Origin of the sequence: Corynebacterium sp. UMB0012 (genome assembly GCF_030216265.1) — a bacterium.
Classification (GTDB): Bacteria; Actinomycetota; Actinomycetes; order Mycobacteriales; family Mycobacteriaceae; genus Corynebacterium.
In genome coordinates this window covers 25474-43560 of sequence record NZ_JASOKQ010000019.1, presented here as the reverse complement: position 1 = coordinate 43560, position 18087 = coordinate 25474, and the positions used below count along the sequence as shown (strand labels likewise).

Annotated in this window: 22 protein-coding genes and 3 tRNA genes; 12 read left to right on the top strand and 13 right to left on the bottom strand. The window is 60.9% G+C overall.

Annotation, left to right across the window (positions count from 1 at the left end):
* Positions 1–81: 81 nt before the first annotated feature.
* From QP324_RS09460 to QP324_RS09430, 7 genes are all read right to left on the bottom strand, one after another.
* Positions 82–154 (bottom strand) — tRNA-Arg (locus tag QP324_RS09460).
* Between the two features lie 119 nt (positions 155–273).
* Positions 274–1347, bottom strand: a complete 1074-nt coding sequence (locus QP324_RS09455; RefSeq protein ID WP_284815831.1) for a GTP-binding protein — start codon at positions 1345–1347, stop codon at positions 274–276.
* A gap of 50 nt (positions 1348–1397) precedes the next feature.
* Positions 1398–2972 (bottom strand): DASS family sodium-coupled anion symporter, encoded by a 1575-nt coding sequence (locus tag QP324_RS09450; protein WP_284815829.1) that lies wholly within the window; start codon positions 2970–2972, stop codon positions 1398–1400.
* 260 nt (positions 2973–3232) lie between these two features.
* Complete coding sequence (mgtE, locus tag QP324_RS09445; protein ID WP_284815828.1) at positions 3233–4597, bottom strand: magnesium transporter; 1365 nt, start codon at positions 4595–4597, stop codon at positions 3233–3235.
* A 91-nt stretch (positions 4598–4688) separates the two neighbouring features.
* Entirely contained in the window at positions 4689–5468 is a 780-nt protein-coding gene (locus tag QP324_RS09440) for a hypothetical protein (RefSeq protein WP_284815826.1), read from the bottom strand.
* 44 nt (positions 5469–5512) lie between these two features.
* Positions 5513–5821, bottom strand: a complete 309-nt coding sequence (locus tag QP324_RS09435; RefSeq protein ID WP_284815824.1) for a DUF202 domain-containing protein — start codon at positions 5819–5821, stop codon at positions 5513–5515.
* A complete protein-coding gene (locus tag QP324_RS09430) occupies positions 5814–6176 on the bottom strand; it encodes a YidH family protein (RefSeq protein ID WP_284815823.1) in 363 nt (120 codons plus the stop codon). The genes QP324_RS09435 and QP324_RS09430 overlap by 8 nt, the downstream gene beginning before the upstream one ends.
* Positions 6177–6306: 130 nt before the next feature.
* Between QP324_RS09430 and QP324_RS09425 the strand changes: the two genes are divergently transcribed.
* From QP324_RS09425 to QP324_RS09415, 3 genes are all read left to right on the top strand, one after another.
* A complete protein-coding gene (locus tag QP324_RS09425; RefSeq protein ID WP_284815822.1) occupies positions 6307–6672 on the top strand; it encodes a hypothetical protein in 366 nt (121 codons plus the stop codon).
* Between the two features lie 28 nt (positions 6673–6700).
* Positions 6701–7084 carry an NUDIX domain-containing protein gene (locus QP324_RS09420; RefSeq protein WP_284815820.1) on the top strand — a complete coding sequence of 128 codons (384 nt, stop codon included), beginning with the start codon at positions 6701–6703 and terminating at the stop codon, positions 7082–7084.
* A gap of 172 nt (positions 7085–7256) precedes the next feature.
* On the top strand, positions 7257–7391 hold the full coding sequence (locus QP324_RS09415) for a hypothetical protein (RefSeq protein WP_284769419.1): 135 nt from the start codon (positions 7257–7259) through the stop codon (positions 7389–7391).
* Between the two features lie 84 nt (positions 7392–7475).
* On the opposite strand, the gene QP324_RS09410 is transcribed toward QP324_RS09415, so the two are convergent.
* A tRNA-Ser gene (locus QP324_RS09410) sits at positions 7476–7564 on the bottom strand.
* A 108-nt stretch (positions 7565–7672) separates the two neighbouring features.
* On the opposite strand from QP324_RS09410, the gene hisC reads away from it, so the two are divergent.
* On the top strand, positions 7673–8725 hold the full coding sequence (gene hisC / locus QP324_RS09405; protein WP_284815818.1) for a histidinol-phosphate transaminase: 1053 nt from the start codon (positions 7673–7675) through the stop codon (positions 8723–8725).
* Positions 8726–9118, top strand: coding sequence for a phage holin family protein (locus tag QP324_RS09400; RefSeq protein WP_284815816.1), 393 nt, complete (start codon positions 8726–8728; stop codon positions 9116–9118).
* On the opposite strand, the gene QP324_RS09395 is transcribed toward QP324_RS09400, so the two are convergent.
* Positions 9115–9375 (bottom strand): MoaD/ThiS family protein, encoded by a 261-nt coding sequence (locus tag QP324_RS09395; RefSeq protein WP_284815814.1) that lies wholly within the window; start codon positions 9373–9375, stop codon positions 9115–9117. The genes QP324_RS09400 and QP324_RS09395 overlap by 4 nt on opposite strands.
* A 59-nt stretch (positions 9376–9434) precedes the next feature.
* Between QP324_RS09395 and QP324_RS09390 the strand changes: the two genes are divergently transcribed.
* The 4 genes from QP324_RS09390 to QP324_RS09375 are packed head-to-tail and all read left to right on the top strand — an operon-like array spanning position 9435 to position 12493.
* On the top strand, positions 9435–10571 hold the full coding sequence (locus QP324_RS09390) for a molybdopterin molybdotransferase MoeA (protein WP_284815812.1): 1137 nt from the start codon (positions 9435–9437) through the stop codon (positions 10569–10571).
* On the top strand, positions 10568–11047 hold the full coding sequence (locus QP324_RS09385) for a MogA/MoaB family molybdenum cofactor biosynthesis protein (protein WP_284815809.1): 480 nt from the start codon (positions 10568–10570) through the stop codon (positions 11045–11047). The genes QP324_RS09390 and QP324_RS09385 overlap by 4 nt, the downstream gene beginning before the upstream one ends.
* Positions 11037–11498 (top strand): molybdenum cofactor biosynthesis protein MoaE, encoded by a 462-nt coding sequence (locus QP324_RS09380; protein ID WP_049377332.1) that lies wholly within the window; start codon positions 11037–11039, stop codon positions 11496–11498. Before QP324_RS09385 ends, QP324_RS09380 begins: the two co-directional genes overlap by 11 nt.
* The gene (locus QP324_RS09375) at positions 11495–12493 is read left to right on the top strand and encodes a ThiF family adenylyltransferase (protein WP_049377331.1); all 999 of its coding nucleotides are present in this window, start codon (positions 11495–11497) and stop codon (positions 12491–12493) included. The genes QP324_RS09380 and QP324_RS09375 overlap by 4 nt, the downstream gene beginning before the upstream one ends.
* 27 nt (positions 12494–12520) lie before the next feature.
* On the opposite strand, the gene QP324_RS09370 is transcribed toward QP324_RS09375, so the two are convergent.
* Together QP324_RS09370 and QP324_RS09365 are read right to left on the bottom strand one after the other, a co-directional pair.
* Complete coding sequence (locus tag QP324_RS09370) at positions 12521–12781, bottom strand: hypothetical protein (protein WP_284815806.1); 261 nt, start codon at positions 12779–12781, stop codon at positions 12521–12523.
* A 226-nt stretch (positions 12782–13007) separates the two neighbouring features.
* Positions 13008–13091 (bottom strand) — tRNA-Ser (locus QP324_RS09365).
* A gap of 177 nt (positions 13092–13268) precedes the next feature.
* On the opposite strand from QP324_RS09365, the gene QP324_RS09360 reads away from it, so the two are divergent.
* Entirely contained in the window at positions 13269–14225 is a 957-nt protein-coding gene (locus tag QP324_RS09360) for an NAD(P)H-quinone oxidoreductase (protein WP_284815834.1), read from the top strand.
* Here QP324_RS09360 and QP324_RS09355 read toward each other — a convergent pair.
* Positions 14222–15478, bottom strand: a complete 1257-nt coding sequence (locus tag QP324_RS09355; RefSeq protein WP_284815805.1) for an aminotransferase class V-fold PLP-dependent enzyme — start codon at positions 15476–15478, stop codon at positions 14222–14224. The two genes, QP324_RS09360 and QP324_RS09355, sit on opposite strands and share 4 nt — an antisense overlap.
* A gap of 213 nt (positions 15479–15691) precedes the next feature.
* Here QP324_RS09355 and QP324_RS09350 point away from each other — a divergent pair, with 213 nt between their 5' ends.
* On the top strand, positions 15692–16543 hold the full coding sequence (locus QP324_RS09350) for an ABC transporter permease (protein WP_250409664.1): 852 nt from the start codon (positions 15692–15694) through the stop codon (positions 16541–16543).
* A 46-nt stretch (positions 16544–16589) separates the two neighbouring features.
* On the top strand, positions 16590–17393 hold the full coding sequence (locus tag QP324_RS09345; protein WP_005323203.1) for an ABC transporter ATP-binding protein: 804 nt from the start codon (positions 16590–16592) through the stop codon (positions 17391–17393).
* Here QP324_RS09345 and QP324_RS09340 read toward each other — a convergent pair.
* A complete protein-coding gene (locus QP324_RS09340) occupies positions 17390–18058 on the bottom strand; it encodes a GNAT family N-acetyltransferase (RefSeq protein ID WP_284815804.1) in 669 nt (222 codons plus the stop codon). The two genes, QP324_RS09345 and QP324_RS09340, sit on opposite strands and share 4 nt — an antisense overlap.
* Positions 18059–18087: the final 29 nt, after the last annotated feature.

Sequence of the window (18087 nt, the reverse complement as noted above, 5' to 3'; positions counted from 1 at the left end):
GAAATCTAGAAAACGAACCCCCAAAACGAAGAAAGTCTCGAAACATCGAAATAGGAACGATGTCTCGAGACTTCACATTTGTGCGCCCGGAGGGATTCGAACCCCCAACCTTCTGATCCGTAGTCAGATGCTCTATCCGTTGAGCTACGGGCGCAGACCGTTGGTAAGCAGTGCGTGTGCTCTGCTGTGCAACGAGAATTTACTATACCCACGGTCCGGAAAACTAACAAATCGCCTGTTCACCCGGCGTTCACCTGATGGAAATGGAGGCAATTAGGAAGCGATGAGGGCGGCAACTTCGGCGTCGGAAAGCAGGGCACCCCGGAGCTCCCTGAGGGTGGACTGGTGATCGAAGTCGATACCGATAAGGACAATTTCGGTACCAGGCGTCACGTCATTTGCAGCCCAGAGCGAAGCGGGCACGATTTGAAGGTTAGGCCCAGCCTGCTGCCAAGCGTGGGCGAGTTGAAGATCGGTATCGAGCCAGCAATACCCCTTAGAGCGCACCAGGCCGGTACTGGCACGAAGGGCGGCGAGCAGACGGTCGCGGTTAAAGGGGCGGTCGGCGCGGAAAACGACGGAGGAAATGCCATATTCCTCGGTTTCAGGCGTGTGCGGCTTAGCCAGCTCCTCGGCGTAGCCATGGTAAGCCGCGGCAGTGGCGGCGTCGTACAGGTGGGCATCGAGGACCAGCCGTGGGTCAATGGCACCATCGGTGACCATTACGACTCGAGCACGGGGGTTCATAGCACGAACGGTTGCGATGACGCGTTCGGTTTCGGCAGCATCAACCAAATCGGTCTTGGTAACAAGGATGAGGTCAGCAAACTCGACTTGGTCCACGAGTAGGTCTGCCACGGTACGATCATCGCTGGGTGTGGCCTCAATATTCTCAGACGCGAGGCTCTTGCCGCGACGCAGGTACTCAAGAAAGGTGGAAGCATCCACGAGAGAGACCATGGTGTCGATAGGGGCGACGTCGGCAAGCGTGGTGCCGTCCGCAAACTCCCATTCGAAGGTGGCGGCCACGGGCATAGGCTCGGAAATGCCAGTGGACTCGATGACGATCTGATCGAAGCGGCCGGAGCGGGCCAGCTTACCTACGGATTCGATGAGATCCTCGCGCAGGGTGCAGCAGATACAGCCATTGGATAGCTCGACAAAGCGATCCTCACCGCGCTCGAGGTGCCCCTCGCCAGCAACGAGGGCGGCATCGATATTGACCTCGGAGAAGTCGTTGACGATGACGGCAAGCTTGCGCCCTTCGCGGTTGGCAAGCAGGTGGTTCAAGAGCGTGGTTTTTCCGCTGCCCAAAAATCCGGACAGTACAGTAACGGGTGTAGCCATTCCCTAATGATAACGTTTTTCATTAGGGAATGGCTACGAAACCCCTAACCTTAAATGGACAGGCCGAAGATTGGCACTGCCAGCAAGTACACCGTCAGGGTGATGAGGAAAATGCCGATGATATTGAGGCCAAGGCCACCCTTGATCATCTCGCCGATCTTGACGTAGCCAGAGCCATAGGCAATGGCGTTCGGCGGGGTGGCAACTGGGAGCATGAATGCGCAGGTTGCCGCCAGGGCCACCGGGATGGTGAGGAGAAGGACGTTGATATCGCCATCGGCAGTAAGCCCCACGCCCACGGCGACGCCGCCCATAATCGGAATGAACGTGGCTGCCGTCGCGGTATTGGAGGTGATCTCCGTCAGGAAGAGCACCAGCGCAGCCACGGCAGAGACGATGAGGACAACCGGCAGGACGCTAAGCCCCTTGGCCATCTCACCAATCCACAGGGACAGGCCGGAGGCATTAAAGACCGAGGACAGCGACAAGCCGCCGCCGAAGAGCAGGAGGACGTCCCACGGCATTTCATTGGCCGTCTTCCAGTCCAGCAAACGAATACGGCGCTGGTTGTCCGCGGGCAGGATAAAGAGCAAGATGCCGGCGGCGATACCCACGATGGCATCGTCATAGTTCTCGAATTCCTTGAGGACCAGCGGCAGGGTAACCCAGGCTGCGGCAGCGAGGACGAAAATGATGCCCGTCATGATCTGGGGGCGGGTCCAGGGGCCGAGTGCCTTAATTTCGTCATTAATGAGCTCGCGCCCGCCTGGAATATCCTTCATCTCCGGCTTGAAAATGGTGATAAGCAGGGCCCAGGCAATCAGCAAGAAGGTCACGGCGAGCGGCACACCAACCGCCATCCACCGGCCGAAGCCGAGGGTTACGCCCCAGGTATCGGCCATATATGCATTAAGGAAGGCATTCGGCGGGGTGCCGATGAGCGTACCCAGCGAACCGATGGAGGCGGAATACGCAATACCCAGCATCAGTGCCGTGGCAAACTTCTTTTGCTTTTCCCAGCCGCCTACGGTTTCCGCGGTCAGCGCGAGCACCGAGGTACCGATCGGCAGCATCACCACTGCCGTAGCGGTATTGGATACCCACATGGACAAAAAGCCGGTAGCCAGCATGAATCCCAAGATCAGGCGCTTGGGCGAGGTGCCGATAATTTTCACCACGTATAGCGCTAGGCGGCGGTGCAGGTTCCAGCGCTGCAGGGCAAGCGCAATCAGGAAGCCACCCATGAACAAGAAAATGGTGGCGGACGCGTATGGGGCTCCTACTTCCTTAATCGTGCCCACACCGGCGAGCGGGAAGATGATCAGCGGCAGCAGCGCGGTAGCGGCGAGCGGAATGGCCTCGGTCATCCACCACACGCCCATCAAGATGGTTACTGCGGCGACGGTACGGATGGCACTGAGCGTGTACTCGGCTTCCGGATCTACACCCGCGGAGCCCTGTACGGTCTCGATCGCATTCGAGGGGAAGATAAAGAAGACTAGTACGGCCAAACCCAAGCCGATGAAAAGGCCGATGAACTGACGGCGCCACTCGCTGCGCGGCGCTCCGGAGGCCTCGTCACCTTCGGTGTGGGCGGTAGATTCGTGAGTATGCGGGGTGGTCATACCGCGCGCTCCTTCACTTAGAGAGGATTGTCCTGTGGGATATGCTCCGTATTTCCCAGTTTATTAGCTAGGCCGAGGCAGCAGACCGAAAGTTATCCAGTTCACTGCGAAGCATGCACTGACCATACAAAACATGTGACGCAGAAACCATATCCCGCCACACGCAATCACCCCCGCACCCCCGTAGAGCACACATCGCACCTGCCCGAAACCGGAAACGACTCCACCACTTCCCCACCCCCGAACCGTAGGGAGGCGTGCTAGATTCCCAGCACGGTCTTGGCAATCAGGAAGTAGATAATCAGGCCCGTGGCATCACAGAAGGTAGAGATGAAGGGGTTGGAAAAGACCGCCGGATCGGCGCCGATAGTCTTAGCCACGATGGGCATAAGCCCGCCGACGGTCGCGGAAATGGAACAGATCAAAAACAGCGTCGAGCCGATGACGAGGCCGATGCTTAGGCCATAGACCAGGGTGGCCAGCGCCAGGCCAGCTAGTCCCAGCACGGCGCCGAGCAGCATGCCGACGCGCAGCTCGCGCCACATGACGGCGAGGAGGTCGCGCGTGCGGACGTCGCCCAGCGCCAAGGCACGCGTCACAGTGGTAGCCGCCTGGTTGCCGGTATTTCCACCGGTGCCGGTCAGCAGCGGAATAAAGAGGGACAGGACCACGGCCTTAGCCAGTGTGTCTTCAAAGGAATCGAGTACCTGCACCGTGAGCAGCGCAGAGACGGCCAGCACGAGCAGCCACACGATGCGCGAACGCACCAGCTTGAGCAGCGGCGTGGACAGGTACGGCTGCTGGAGGGCTTCGGTACCGCCGGCGCGAGCAGAGTCCTCGCTATCTTCTTCCTCCACGATATCGGTGGCGTCATCCCACGTCAGCAGGCCGACAAGGCGGTGCGATTCATCCACAACGGGCAGCGCGAGCATATCCAGTGGCAGGAACCAGCGCGCGGTTTCCTCCGCATCATCGCCGGCCTGGGCAAAGACGGGTTCCTGCATAATATCGGCCATGGTAAGGGCGGCGTCGGCAGTAAAAATCTCGCGCAGGCTTACCACGCCCACCAAGCGCCGATCCTCGCGCGTAATGGGCACGGTATAAATGGTCTCTAGCTCGTGCGCGATTTCCCGCAGCTTGTACAGGGCATCCTTTACGCTCATCTCTGGGTGGATAACGGGAACCTCGGGCGACATGCGGCGGCCCACCGAGCCCTTGGCATAGCCCAGCACCACGCCCGTGACATCGCGCTTGGATTGGGTCAGCGAGCGCAGTAGGCGGTCCGCAATTTCCGCAGGCAGCTCGTCCAACAAGGCCACGCGGTCTTCCGGATCGAGCTCATCAAAGAACTCATAGACATCAGCATTGCCCAGCTCATCGATAATATCCGCCTGGTGCTTGGCATCGAGGGCATCAAAGACGGCGATCGATTTTTGGCGCGGCAACAGGCGCAGGGCCAGCGCTGCGCGGATGGCATTTTGCCGCTCGACGACGGCGATGAGATCCTGCAGCGGCACCCTATCCAAAAGTTCTTGCAGGCGCGGGGCCTTTTGTGGATCGATGGCGTCTTCTTGTTTCAGCCACGCTTCGACGATATCGCTAGCCTGCTCGGTGGTCTCCGCCATCGCCCTGCCCTGCCTTTCTTTCCTCTGGGATTTAGCTCCCTGAGTATTAATTACAGCCCATTTAGACTACGCCATGCTGCAGGGAATGACGCTAGCCGGCAACCTGCCGGTGACCGGTTACCGCAAGGTGCGGCCTATCCCCGTCCAACGTGAGATTCCCAGTGAATTCTTGGGTGGCACAGCACGCTGCATCATCAGGCCCATAGGCCCGCCAAGTGACGGTCACAGTGTCCTCGGTCCACTGCAGCTGCTGGACATGACCGCGCGCTGGCGGCATTCCCTCGCGTTCCCAATCATCCACCTTAGTGATGTAATTCAGATCGTTGTCATAGATGAGCAAATTATCCGGCCAGCCCGTACCGCCCTTATTACAGACGTAGGTAATAACTGCTTCATCCCTGCCATCGCCGTTGATATCCGCGTAGGCGCCCTTTGGCGTATCGTCCTGATTCAACTTCAGACCCGCCGCGGCAACGTCAAAGAGCATCCCGGTCTTAAGATGCTGTGGCAGCTGGCCGCCTTCCAAGTTGCCCGCTTGGTTATCGCACAACGCCGGCACCCACAGGGAATCGAGGGCCTCTACCGGGATGATTTTGTTTTCCCCGCCGCCCTCGGTGTCCTTGTCTGCATCGTTTTCATCTTTATCCGCTGCGGCTTTGGTGGTGGTTTCTCCTGCCGGGGAGTCCGTGGCCGAGGACTGAGACTCGGCCTCTGTATCGGATGCGGCCGCCGCAGAGGAGCTCGGGGCGGTGCCAGTGAAATTCGGCTTATCCGCGGACTCGGTGGAGTCAGTGGAATTGGAACAGCCGCTCAAGGCGGCACCGGCGGTCACCGCGAGGACGGCAAGAGGGAGAGATAGGGATTTAGGCATAGGCATAATATACAAGGCCACGGCTCCCCGAGCCGGGTGAAAACCTAGAGGAAGAGCCCCCACAGCGCGAAGGCGGCCAGCAAGGACACGAGCCCCGCGGTGCTCGCAAGGATGATGGCGTGAGGGAGGGAGCGGTGGGTGGATAAGGCGGCGTCGACAAGCGAGGCACGCTGCCATACCGCCAAGGCCAACGCCAATACGCCCGCGGCAATAAAGACCAACGGCAAGAAGACGTGCACGCTTACCGCCCGCATTACCCCCAGCACCACCAAGGACAACGCCAAAAGGGTGCGCTGCCACGATAGGCGGGTGCGTTCGGGCTGCAGGCCGGGATCAAATAGTGGGTTAGCCAAGAAACTCGCCTACTACAAGCGCGCCCGCTACCACCACGATCGCCACGGCAAGCACCGGGATGGCAAAGCTAAAGGGCAACGGGCGTTCCTCACGCATCGCACGTTCGGACTGCTTCCAATGCACCCACGCCACCAGCGGCAGAATAATGGCGACGACCAGCATGAATACCGACACCGCCGAGCGCAATTCGGCCGGCAGGGGAACGTCAAAGGCCTCGAGCGCCACGCCACCAGCAATCAACGCCAGGGAGGTGCGGATCCAAGCCAAGAACGTGCGCTCATTAGCGAGCGTGAAACGCGGATCAGGGTCGGTGCCAACCGCAAACACCGAGCGGGGAAACCTCGAGTCACTCATGGGTACCACTTTATATTCATTCGCCATCCGCGTCGTGATAAGCCCGCGGTGATAAATCCGCGCAACGCGCAGCGTTCCCATAGTCTCAAAGGCGCAGGCCAGCACCTGAGTAATGGAGCATTCACGCCCTATGTGCCTGCCCCTATGCGACTTCCAACTTGCCTCCCCTAACGAAGACAAGTTTTTCAGCGACGAGAACATCACGCGCGCCATGGTGTTCTTTCCTGATGATTTCACTGCAGTCCTGCCAGAACTCGCAACGCAGAGACTTCTTTCCGTGTCGCCTGCACAGCTGAAATATTATGACGCCGCTGTAGCGAAAAGCCATGCCGATCTGCGTGTGAGCGCCGCCGAGAAAAACGGCTGGCTGCTCTTGAGTGTGCTCGCCGGCGATTCGGTACATGAAGACATCCTCGACATCGGCTTCAACCAGCGACAGATGGGGGCAGCGCTATCCCGGGTGGGGCGCGAGTGGGTACCAGGCTTTCTGAATTAACCCGCTGGAGCGAGTTATAGTCGGGCACATGATTGAAGTTGCCGCCGTAGTTTTCCGTAATTCCTTTGGCCATGTCCTCACCGTGCGCAAGGAGTCTTCCACCAAGTTCCAGCTGCCCGGCGGCAAGATGGAGATCCGCGAAACCCCAGTACAGGCCGCGGCCCGCGAGGTCGCAGAAGAGATCGGCGTTGACGTCCGCCTCCCTGAGCTATCCCTGCTCGGGACCTTCGATGCCCCGGCCGCCAACGAACCCGGCGAAACCGTGCGCGGACAGATCTTTACCTATCCACGCCCCGTCCTTGCCCGCGCTGCCGCAGAAATTGCCGAGATCGCGTGGGTAGACCCCACCAACCCGGATCGCGAGCTCGCCCACCTCTTGCGTGACGAGGTCTTTCCCGCCCTGCGCCCCTAAACCCCGACCGGCCCTAAGGCGCTTTCTCGCTTCCTATTGCACCTCCTAGGAGGTCAACTTAGAGTTATTTTCATCAGGACTTATTGATGAAAGGACTTCCCCCATGCCGCAACCATCCACACCTGGACCTATCACAACGATTTGTTTCCTCGTCCTCGGAGTTATTAGCTCTGTGATCGCCATCCTCCTGGTGCCCGCCCTCTTCCACGAGGTCACTTCTTTGCGTGCTGCGGCATTTACCGGAAGCTTCATCTTCGGCATCGGTATGCTCGTGCTCTTCCGCCGCTGCGCCGCGTACCAGCGCTAATAGCAGAATTCTCAGCCCCTTAACCCGAGCTTTGCGCCGCCACCTGAAATGAGAAAATCCCGAGCTCGCACGCTCGGGATTAGATGGCGGAGATGAGAGGATTCGAACCTCCGGACCCCAGAAGGGTCAACTCCTTAGCAGGGAGCCCCATTCGGCCGCTCTGGCACATCTCCACGGTTCACAAGGAACCTCGTTTGAGAATACCTGCCTGCCCCGCCGCTGCCAAACTAGCCCCCTGCTTTCACGCCCGCAGCAAAGACGCAGGCCCTAAAGTGGGAGGCATGATTCGCCCAGACCTGAAAGCCATCCCCGCCTACGTCGCCGGTGCGCGCAACGATGACGCGCTCAAGCTCTCCTCTAATGAGGCCACGCACCCGCCGCTGCCGGAGGCAGCCGCGGCCATGGCGGAGGCCGTGACGAAGGCCAACCGTTACCCGGATATTGCGGCCACCGCGCTGCGCGAGGACCTCGCCGCGCACCTGGGTGTGGAGTATGGACAGGTTGCGGTGGGCACCGGATCGTCCGCGCTGTGCCAACAATTGGTGGAAATTGCCGCTACCCCTGGTGAAGAAGTCCTCTTCCCGTGGCGCTCCTTCGAGGCCTACCCCATCTTCGCCAAAGTAGTCGGCGCCCACCCCATCCCGGTTCCGCTAGGTGCAGACCAGCGCGTGGATCTGCCGGCCATGGCGCACAAGATTACGGACAAGACCCGGCTCATCTTCGTGTGCAACCCCAATAACCCGTCCGGCACCACGGTGACCAAGGACGAGTTCGCCGCCTTCATGGATGCCGTGCCTGCCGACGTCCTCGTCGCCCTCGACGAGGCCTATATCGAATACAACCGTGCCACCAACATTCCGTTGGGTACAGAGCTGGTGGGCACCTATCCGAATCTGGTGTGCCTGCGCACCTTCTCAAAGGCTTATGGCCTGGCCGGGGTGCGCATCGGTTATGCCTTTGGTCCGGAAAATATTATTGAGGCCCTCAATAAGGTGGCCATCCCCTTTTCCGCTAGCACCGTGGCGCAGGTTGGTGCGCGCGCGGCACTGGCGGCGCAGGATTCGCTACGGGAGCGCACCGATGAGGCCGTCGCCCAGCGCGAGCGCCTAGAAGAAGCCTTGCAGGACTGGGGAGTGCCGCATTCCGAGGCAAACCATGTCTGGCTGCCGGCCGCGAATCTGGCCCGCCTTGGTACCCCGCAGGAGGTCGCCGCTCGCCTGGCCGAACACGGCGTGCTCGTGCGCGCGTTTAGCGAAGGCATACGCATTACAGTGACCACTGAGGAAGAAACCGACACCCTACTGCAGGCGTGGAACGCAACCATAGGAGGCTAAATGCGCTCGCTCATTAACTTCGCCCTGAATGTCTTTGCCATCGCGGTGGCGCTGTGGGCGGTAGTTGCCGTCATTCCCGGCATCACCATCACCCCAGCAGAGACCGGCAATTTCATCGCCGTCGCCATCGTCTTCATCATTATTAATGCCGTGGTCATGCCGGTCCTGCGCGTCCTCGGCGCGCCGCTGACCTGCCTGACGCTCGGACTTTTCTCCCTCGTCATCAACGGCGCCGCGCTCATCATCGTGGAGTGGGCGCTCAATTCCCTGGACCTGGGGATCGGCCACCTCGTCATCGACTCCTGGGGCGCCGCGATCATCGGCGCCATCGTGCTGTCCATCGTCAGCAGCGTCATCAACTTCTTTACTAGCCCGCTGCGGCAGCGCGATTAGCCGCCCGCAAACGGCGGCAGGACGTCCACCCGGGTGACGCCAGCCAGTGGGGAATCCTTGGCGGTGTTCCCGGCGCCGTCGATAAGAAAGCTACAGCGTCCCAAGACCTCTTTCAGGCTCATGCCGGCCTCGGTGGTGCCGGTATGCTCCTCGCTCAACTGCGCCACCAGATCACCCAAGGTGGCGGGGGCTTCTACCTGCTCAGAAGCCACGCCCGCAGCGGCGCGGGCGGCGGCGAAATAGTGAACGGTCAACATGCCCTCCACTATGCCCCGCACGCCCGTGCCATGTCGAGACCGCGGGTAAACTAGCCGCCATGCGCACACCCGAGACTCACGCGCGCGAGGTCGCCGCGGCCCTGCCCGCACGCCAAGCCATCACCGTGCCCCTCACCCAGGCGCAGGATATGGTTCTGGCTGCGGATATCCACGCCGGGTTCCCCTCCCCTCGCTTTGATAACTCCCAGATGGATGGCTACGCCCTCCCGCAGTGTGCGGCCGGGATCTACCCGGTGGGCCCCACCATCGCGGCCGGCACTGAGCCCGCCCAGGTACTCGACGGCCCGCTTGCCGGCGCCTGCCCCATCATGACCGGCGCCAAGGTCCCGGAAGGAACTGCAGCTATCGTGCCCATCGAGCGCTGCGAACCACAAGAATTCCTCGCCCCGGGCGGCCGCATTACCGTGCCAGAGACCTCGCCAGGCCAATTCATCCGGCGCACCGGATCCGACCTGGAAGAAGGCGCCCTCCTCGCCGCCCGCGGCGAAAAGCTCACGCCGGTGCGCTTGGCCGCCCTCGCTTCCCAAGGAATCGCCGAGGTAGAGGTCTACCGCACCGCCCGCATCCTTATCTGCACCGGCGGCGCGGAGATCGGCCACGGCAGCGCCGCCATTCCGGATGCTAATGCGCCACTCTTGACGGCAATGGCCGGCCGCGCCGGCATCGACGTCGCCGGCTATATCACTACCGACGATGACCCACAGGCCCTTGAGTGCGCTTTCACGGAAGCCATCGCGCAGCACCGCCCGGATGCCATCATTACCTCAGGCGGAATCTCCGCGGGGAAATTTGAAGTAGTCCGCCAGGTACTCGAAGGCTGGTTCGGCCATGTAGACCAACAGCCCGGCGGACCGCAGGGCATCGCCACTTTTCACGACACCCCAGTGATCTGCCTGCCGGGCAACCCCATTTCCACGTTGGTGAGTTTCCGCCTCTTTGTCGCCCCTGCGCTCGGTTGGGCGCCGGAGCCTTTCCACGTCCCCCTTGTCGCGGGTATTGACGGCCTCCCGCACAAGGAGCAATTTCGCCGCGGGCGCGTCGATTCCCGCGCCCATATCCTCGGTGGTGCCAGCTCCCACCTGCTCGCCCAAGCGGCAGACGCCACCCATCTCATCCGCATTCCTGCCGGTCAACGCCTGGAAAAAGGCCAGGAAGTGGAGGTTTACCCACTATGAGCGCACAGCGCACCGCCATCGTCATCGTCGCCTCTACTCGCGCCGCCGCGGGCATCTACGAAGATCGCTCCGGTCCCATCGCGGTGGAGTTCTTGCGCCGCAAGGGCTTTGACTGCCCCGACGCGCGCATCGTCCCCGATACCGAGATCGCCGCCGCCGTTGCCGCCGCCTTTGCCGAAAAGCCCGCGGTCATCCTGACTTCTGGCGGCACTGGGCTGACGCACGATGACCGCACGGTCGAGGCCGTCGCCCCACATATCACCCGCGAGCTGCCCGGAATCGCGGTGGCCTTCTGGCAGAAGGGATTGGAAAGCGTGCCCACCGCGGTGGCCTCTCGCGCCATTGCCGGCGTCAATGACTCCACCTTTGCCATGACGCTTCCCGGTTCTACCGGCGGGGTAAAAGATGGCTGCGCGGTTTTGGAAGAATTAATCGTTCCGATCGTCGATATGTTAGAAGGAAAACATGAGCACTGATCCCTCCTATGTGGCCGAGCAAACCGGGTGCACCATTGGCACGCTGCTGAGCGATCAACCCCTTGAATCCCTCCTTGCCGGTGCCAAGGAAGAGGCCGCCACGGCCGCCATGGGTGCTGTCGTCACCTTTGAGGGCATCGTCCGCGATCACGATGGCGGACGGCCAGATGTCACCCTTCTTTCCTATAGCGCCCACCCATCTGCGCCAGAGAAGCTGCAAGACGTCACCGATTCCGTCGCAGCCAACCACCCAGTGCGCCTGTGGGCCGCCCACCGCACGGGGGATCTCAAGGTTGGCGACCTCGCCTTTGCGGTAGTAGCCGCCGCCGCGCACCGTGGCGATGCCTTCCGGGCCGCCGAGGAATGCGCCGATCGCGTCAAGGCGGAAGTCCCCATCTGGAAGGAGCAAAGCCACGGCGATGGCTCCACCAATTGGGTGGGTCTGGAATGAGCATCCGCTATGCCCGCCAGGAAGCGCTCTGGGGCGAGGAGGGTCAGCGCAAGCTCAGCGAAGCCCACGTAGCGGTCATTGGCGCCGGTGGCCTGGGCTCCCCGGCCCTGCTCTACCTCGCTGGCGCGGGTGTGGGCCGCATTTCGCTTTTCGACGACGACGTGGTCTCCCCCTCCAACCTGCACCGCCAAGTCATCCACACCACCGCCGCCATCGGCACACCGAAGACAGATTCCGCCGCGGCCGCCGTCCGCGCGCTCAATCCAGAGGTGGACATCACCTGCCACGGCCGCCTCGAATCAGCGACAGCGCTCGAGCAGCTACACGGCTGCGATCTCATCCTCGACGGCACCGATAACTTCGACGCCCGCTACCTCAGCTCCTGGGCTGCCCACGAGCTCGGCATCCCGCACGTATGGGCCTCCATCCTCGGCTTCGACGCACAGCTCAGCGTTTTCTGGTCCGGCCACGGCCCCGTCTACGAGGATGTCTTCCCCACCGCTCCCGCACCCGGCGAGGTTCCTTCCTGCTCCCAGGCCGGAGTTCTAGGACCAGTGGTCGGCATTGTCGGCTCAGCCATGGCGCTCGAAGCGCTCAAACTCATCACCGGCGTAGGCACCCCACTCATCGGCACGCTCGGCTACTTCGACGCCCTTTCCGGTACCTGGGAATATATCCCGCTTCAGTCCACCGGCGCACAACCTACTCAACCTGCCGACGCCCCCGAGGTCCGCGAGGTTCCCCTACACGCCCCGCTTATCGACGTCCGCACCTCCCCCGAGCGCGCCCAATCCGCTATCCCCAATTCCACTCACTTTGAGCTCGACCGCATCCTCGCCGGCGAAGATCCCGACATCGAACCAGATGCTGCGGCCGTTATCTACTGCGCCAGTGGCATCCGCTCCGCCCAAGCCGTCGATATCCTCCGCAAACGCGGCTTCCCCCACGTCGTCTCCTTGCGCGGCGGCATCAATTCCTGGCTCGAGCAGCAGTAACCGAATGCCCCTTGACAAGACCGCAGCCTAACGGCCCATTCGGGTCTTATGCTCCTTATTTCGCGCAAAAAGGAACCAGACAAGTGGCCCGAGGAACGGGTAGGCAAATGCCGCCATCACCAGCAATACCTTGACGCCTCCGCTATATCCCGAACGGATGATGGAAATGAGGGAGGCCACCCAAAAGACCAACAGACCAATAACGATGACGGCGCCTAGCCCGCTCCATAGCCAGTCATACGATGCCGGTATCTGCTCCTCGGCCAAGTAGGAAATGTAATTTGTCATAGTCGCCTCAACGTTAACGGTGTTTGAAGTCCGTACCTCAAGGTAGAAGCTCAATGTAAACGCTGTCTGTCCCTGGACTTAATTTTCACTGTCGCCCAGCGCATCCGTCCCAAAACGTGAGTAGGCACCCTACCGATTCGGTAGGGTACCTTAATGCTGCTCTCCCTCACTCAGAAGCTATAAGCTTCTATGCTCCCTTAACTTAGAAAGGAAGCTTAGGCAGCTGCGGAGACGGCGGGATTTGAACCCGCGGAGGTATTACCTCGCCGGTTTTCAAGACCGGTGCATTCGGCCGCTCTGCCACGTCTCCACGTTGTATTTCGTAAACGCTCTTCGCGCCTACGAAGCAACTTAGTCAGTGTACTAAATTGATAGCCCGGTTTCCCAAAAAGCCACCTGCAGCACTGAATGTCACCGTAGGATACTCCGAATTTCGTGGCACAGGACACACAAGGTTCGTTAGATTGGGCCCATGACTACAACACACATGAAGGCTATCGTTCAGACCGACCCGCAGGATCGTCGGTCCTTAGAGCTCCGCGAAGTTGACGTCCCGCAGCTGCGCCCCGGCGAAGTGCTTGTGAAGGTGCAGGCGGCCGGCGTTAACCGCGGCGATATCCTGCAGACGATGGGTGCCTATCCGCCACCACCGGGGGCGTCGGAAATCTTGGGCTTAGAAGCAGCAGGCACCATTGCCGATGCCGGGGATACGAACTGGGAGGTAGGCACCGAGGTGGGCTGCCTGCTTGCCGGTGGTGGCTACGCCGAATACGTCGCGGTTCCGCAGGGCCAGCTGCTTCCCGTGCCCAAGGGGTTGAGCGTCGAGGAAACTGCAGCGGTGGTTGAGGTCGGATGCACCGTGTGGTCCAACCTGGGCATTGAGGCAGGCCTTCACGAGGGCCAGCGCGTCCTCATCCATGGCGGAGGCGGCGGCATTGGCACTTTTGCCATTCAGGTAGCCAAGGTCCTCGGCGCAGAGGTGGCGGTTACGGCCGGGTCGCAGGAGAAATTGGAGCGTTGCCGCGAGCTGGGCGCCGATATTCTCATCAACTATAAGGAGCACGACTTCGTAGAAGAGTTGAAGGGAAGCTGCGATGTCATTTTGGACATCATCGGCGCGAAATATCTGGAAAAGAATATGAAGTGCCTGGCTAAGGACGGCAAGCTCATCATCATTGGCATGCAGGGCGGCACCAAGGCGGAAATCAACTTGGGCGCCATGCTGCCCAAGCGCCTGACCATCCAGGGCACGACGCTGCGCGCCCGCGACTTAGAAGACAAGGCACAGATTGTGGCGGGCACGGTAGAAAATGTGTGGCCCATGTTGGAAGACGGCCGCGTAAAGCACGCGCTGCATGCTACTTACCCGCTTGCCGACGCCGCCCAGGCCCACACAGCCCTAGACAGCGGCGAGGTCACCGGCACCTTGGTTCTTACCGTTTAAGCCAGCGAGGCTACGACGCGGATGAGATGCTCAACGTCGTGATAGGTGTTGAAGGGGCCGAGCGCAACGGTAACGGCACCGCCAATTTCTTCCACGCCCATCTCCGTGAGCAACGGGGTCTGCGGGGCAAGCGTGGTAACAAGGCCGTTATCAAAGAGGCGCTTGTAAACCGTCTCGGCCGGAACACCCTTTACCGCGAAGGTGAGGCGCGGCAGGCGATCGTCGGAGGCGCCCGCGGCAGCCTCCCCGGTCACGCCAAGAATATGCACGGCGGGCAGGGTGCTCAAGAAGGAATAGAGGTCAGCGCGCAGATCCTCCAAGTAGACGCTGAGCGCATCCATGGAGGTGCGCAGGCGCTTGCGGCGCGAGCCGCTCTCCCCACCGGCGAGGGCGGCAAGATGGTCCACGAGCGGTCCGACACCGCCGGCCAGACCAGAGGAAATGGGTGTTTCCAGCTTGCGAGAACCCTTGCCGGTATGCACCGGATCGAGGGAGTCGAGGCGGCGGAACATGCGGGTATCGCGGAAGACCAAAGCCGCTAGCTGCGGTCCGCCCAGCAATCCCAGGTCGAGGCCTAAGATATCGGCGCCGAGATCATCGAAGTTGATGGGGCGGTAGGGAGCGATCGCAGAGACGTCGAGAAGCGTCCAGGCGCGGGACCGCTCATGGACGGTGTCAATGATCTCAGCGGCCGGGGATACCGTACCCAAAAGCTCGTGCGCGGCGGAGAAGGCAACGAGGCGCGTGGAGCCATCGACAAGCTCGGCAAATTGGAAACCTGGCAGCTCACCCGTGCCCAAATCTGGCTGGGCCCACCGGGTTTCTGCCTTGACCTCAGAAAACGCCGAGTACAAAGACGGTGGATCCAGCTTGGAGAGCACCACCGAGGAATTGCTGCCCAACAGCGGACGGGCCGTCTGCGCCAAGGACTGGTACAACACGGGCAAGGACGGGCCAAGCACCACGCGGTCTGCCTTGGACCCGGTCAGATCCGCTACAGCCATGCGTGCGGCGGTGTAATTACCATCGCCTTCCAAACGGCCCGGCGCGGGCGTGGCAGAGTGGGCGCCGCCTGGGCCCTCCTGGGTGGCCACTGCGGTGGACATCCGGAAGGATCGCGCCACGCCGGAGGCGACGCGCTCAGAAATTTGGGGCACCGCGTGCGCGTTGAGGTAGGTCCAACCATCAGATAGCCCGGTGTATAAACCGCGCACACTGAATACGTCGTAGTGTGCCGAAGCTCCTGCTGGCATTACGGTCCCCTTCTTTATCGCGCTAGGCATCGCCACACAGTGGCGGTCGGTTCCCTACTGTATACGCGTTTGGCCCAAGTTTCCCAAATTTGAATTTTCGCTGGATACTGCTGTTTTCGCAGGCTGGCGGCGTGTAGTTCCCGTTTGCCCAGCCCGCGCGCTAGGGTGTTGAGCGTGCAAGATAACAACCAACTGCGCGCTGATATCGCCCGCATGACCTCCCAGCCAGACGGCGAGGCCACCCCAGCGTCCCAGTCCGAGACCCTCAAGGCCGCCTTCGCGGACCTGGCGCAGGGTGCACAGCAGCGCGAGCTGTGGTTCAAACTGGGCATTCAAGATATTAAGCAGCGCTACCGCCGCTCTGTCCTGGGCCCGTTTTGGATCACCATCGCCACCGGCGTGATGGCCCTTGCCTTGGGCCTGTTGTATTCCATGCTCTTCCAGATTCCCGTCGCGGAGTTCCTCCCCCACGTCACCGTGGGCCTTATTATGTGGACCTTCATCTCGGGCTGCATCAAGGAAGGCTCCACGGTCTTCATTGACAACGAGGGCTTGATTAAACAGCTCCCCGCCCCGCTTTCGGTGCACGTTTACCGCTTGGTGTGGCGCCAGACGCTGTTTTTAGGCCATAACCTCATCATCTGGTTGCTGCTTATCCTTATCTTCCCGCGCAGCCTAGGCTGGGAGTTCTTCCTCTTCCTTCCCGGCTTGGCCTTGTTGCTGGTCAACGGCGTGTGGGTCACAATGTTCTTTGGCATCATCGCTACCCGCTTCCGTGACGTCGCTCCGCTGCTTGAAGCACTGACCCAGCTGCTGTTCTACGTCACCCCGATTGTGTGGATGACCAATACCTTGAAGGAACAGGGCGGTGCGGTGTCCAGCCGCGCCCGCATCGCGGAAATCAACCCGCTCTATCACTACCTGGAAATCGTCCGTGCGCCCATGATCGGTGAACCGGTGGCCGCCTACCACTGGTGGATCGTCATCGGTTGCACCGTACTCGGCCTGCTCATCGCCGGCTTGGTCATGCGCAAGTGGCGCTTCCGCGTCAGCTACTGGGTTTAAGCCCACGCCCTGCACTTCCTGAGATTCCTGGAAAGGATACAGACTGATGGTCTCGATTGATACGTATAACGCGTGCGTGGACTTTCCCATCTTTGATGCCAAATCCCGCTCGCTAAAGAAGGCCATGCTTTCTTCCGCCGGCGGCGCCATTGGCAAAAACGCCCAGAACACCGTCGTGGTGGAGGCACTAAAGGATATTAACCTGCACCTGCGCGAGGGCGACCGCGTGGGTTTGGTGGGCCATAACGGCGCCGGCAAGTCCACCCTGCTGCGCCTTTTGTCTGGCATTTACGAGCCCACCCGTGGTTCTGCCGATGTGCGCGGCCGCGTGGCCCCCGTCTTTGATTTGGGCGTGGGCATGGACCCAGAGGTCTCTGGCTACGACAACATCATTATCCGTGGCCTCTTTTTGGGCCAGTCCATCAAGCAGATGAAGAAAAAGATGGATGAGATTGCGGAGTTTTCTGAACTCGGCGATTATCTCTCCATGCCGCTGCGCACCTATTCCACCGGTATGCGCGTGCGCTTGGCGCTCGGCGTGGTGACGTCCATTGAGCCGGAAATCCTACTGTTGGATGAGGGCATCGGCGCCGTCGACGCTGCTTTCATGGCCAAGGCCCGTGTACGCCTGCAAGAGCTGGTGAAGCGCTCCGGCATCCTGGTCTTTGCCTCCCACTCCAATGACTTCTTGGCGCAGCTGTGTAATACCGCGCTGTGGATCGACCACGGCGAGATCCGCTCGGTGGGCGAGGTTTCCGAGGTCGTCGGTGAATACGAAGGCCCTGAGGTGGGTGAGTACGTGCGCGATCTGCGCGAGCGTTTTGAAAATGAGGACACCAGCGGCAACTAGCTGAGCATACGCAGCAACTGGTCCCCCACACCTTTCACGTCCACCCGCAGCCCTTCCGGCCGGTGATAGTCCGTGGCGCTAAGTCGCGCGCTAACCACCGGCCGGTTAATGTTTTCTGGGCCGGCAGGCTCTTCCTTTTTCTCGGTACTTATGCGGTAGCCCATCTTTTCACTCACCCGGGCTGAGGCAAGATTGGTCTCTATCCAACTGGTGCGCAGCGAATGCGCATCGAGGTGGGAGAAGGAAAACTCGGCCACCGCTTGGCGGATAAGCGTGCCATAGCCTTGGCTTTGGAAGCGGTGTAATACCCATGATGCGGTTTCCACCTCCCGCGCGGCCGCAAAGTTTTCTGCCACCAAGTCCACCACACCCACCATTTCTTGGGTTTCTACGTCGCGGGCGATGAAATCCAGGGTCCACTTTTGGGTACATAGCTTTGCACGATGCTCCCACCGGTGCTGCGCCATGGCGGCGGGGGTATTCATCTTCTTATCAAAGAGCCAAGGAAAGGCGTGCTCTGGGATATTCGCGCCATAGATATCTGCCGCACCGACTTGGGCCACGCACGCGATGTCTTCATCGCGCATGACGCGCAGGTCGACTCCACGGCCAGTATCATCGCTGGCCCGTATGGTCACCGCAAAAGGCGGCCAGATACTTTCCATACGCTTCACAGTATCCACAACGCTGCGGT

What these genes read in the sequence shown, in the direction of transcription:
- QP324_RS09400 (WP_284815816.1), top strand. Translation starts at nt 8,726, where the DNA reads ATGCGCTCGCTCATTAACTTCGCCCTGAATGTCTTTGCCATCGCGGTG.
- QP324_RS09350 (WP_250409664.1), top strand. Translation starts at nt 15,692, where the DNA reads ATGACCTCCCAGCCAGACGGCGAGGCCACCCCAGCGTCCCAGTCCGAG.
- QP324_RS09430 (WP_284815823.1), bottom strand. Translation starts at nt 6,176, where the DNA reads ATGAGTGACTCGAGGTTTCCCCGCTCGGTGTTTGCGGTTGGCACCGAC.
- QP324_RS09385 (WP_284815809.1), top strand. Translation starts at nt 10,568, where the DNA reads ATGAGCGCACAGCGCACCGCCATCGTCATCGTCGCCTCTACTCGCGCC.
- QP324_RS09360 (WP_284815834.1), top strand. Translation starts at nt 13,269, where the DNA reads ATGAAGGCTATCGTTCAGACCGACCCGCAGGATCGTCGGTCCTTAGAG.
- QP324_RS09345 (WP_005323203.1), top strand. Translation starts at nt 16,590, where the DNA reads ATGGTCTCGATTGATACGTATAACGCGTGCGTGGACTTTCCCATCTTT.
- mgtE (WP_284815828.1), bottom strand. Translation starts at nt 4,597, where the DNA reads ATGGCGGAGACCACCGAGCAGGCTAGCGATATCGTCGAAGCGTGGCTG.
- QP324_RS09425 (WP_284815822.1), top strand. Translation starts at nt 6,307, where the DNA reads ATGTGCCTGCCCCTATGCGACTTCCAACTTGCCTCCCCTAACGAAGAC.
- QP324_RS09450 (WP_284815829.1), bottom strand. Translation starts at nt 2,972, where the DNA reads ATGACCACCCCGCATACTCACGAATCTACCGCCCACACCGAAGGTGAC.
- QP324_RS09355 (WP_284815805.1), bottom strand. Translation starts at nt 15,478, where the DNA reads ATGCCAGCAGGAGCTTCGGCACACTACGACGTATTCAGTGTGCGCGGT.
- QP324_RS09380 (WP_049377332.1), top strand. Translation starts at nt 11,037, where the DNA reads ATGAGCACTGATCCCTCCTATGTGGCCGAGCAAACCGGGTGCACCATT.
- QP324_RS09395 (WP_284815814.1), bottom strand. Translation starts at nt 9,375, where the DNA reads ATGTTGACCGTTCACTATTTCGCCGCCGCCCGCGCCGCTGCGGGCGTG.
- QP324_RS09375 (WP_049377331.1), top strand. Translation starts at nt 11,495, where the DNA reads ATGAGCATCCGCTATGCCCGCCAGGAAGCGCTCTGGGGCGAGGAGGGT.
- QP324_RS09390 (WP_284815812.1), top strand. Translation starts at nt 9,435, where the DNA reads ATGCGCACACCCGAGACTCACGCGCGCGAGGTCGCCGCGGCCCTGCCC.
- QP324_RS09370 (WP_284815806.1), bottom strand. Translation starts at nt 12,781, where the DNA reads ATGACAAATTACATTTCCTACTTGGCCGAGGAGCAGATACCGGCATCG.
- QP324_RS09440 (WP_284815826.1), bottom strand. Translation starts at nt 5,468, where the DNA reads ATGCCTAAATCCCTATCTCTCCCTCTTGCCGTCCTCGCGGTGACCGCC.
- QP324_RS09340 (WP_284815804.1), bottom strand. Translation starts at nt 18,058, where the DNA reads ATGGAAAGTATCTGGCCGCCTTTTGCGGTGACCATACGGGCCAGCGAT.
- hisC (WP_284815818.1), top strand. Translation starts at nt 7,673, where the DNA reads ATGATTCGCCCAGACCTGAAAGCCATCCCCGCCTACGTCGCCGGTGCG.
- QP324_RS09420 (WP_284815820.1), top strand. Translation starts at nt 6,701, where the DNA reads ATGATTGAAGTTGCCGCCGTAGTTTTCCGTAATTCCTTTGGCCATGTC.
- QP324_RS09455 (WP_284815831.1), bottom strand. Translation starts at nt 1,347, where the DNA reads ATGGCTACACCCGTTACTGTACTGTCCGGATTTTTGGGCAGCGGAAAA.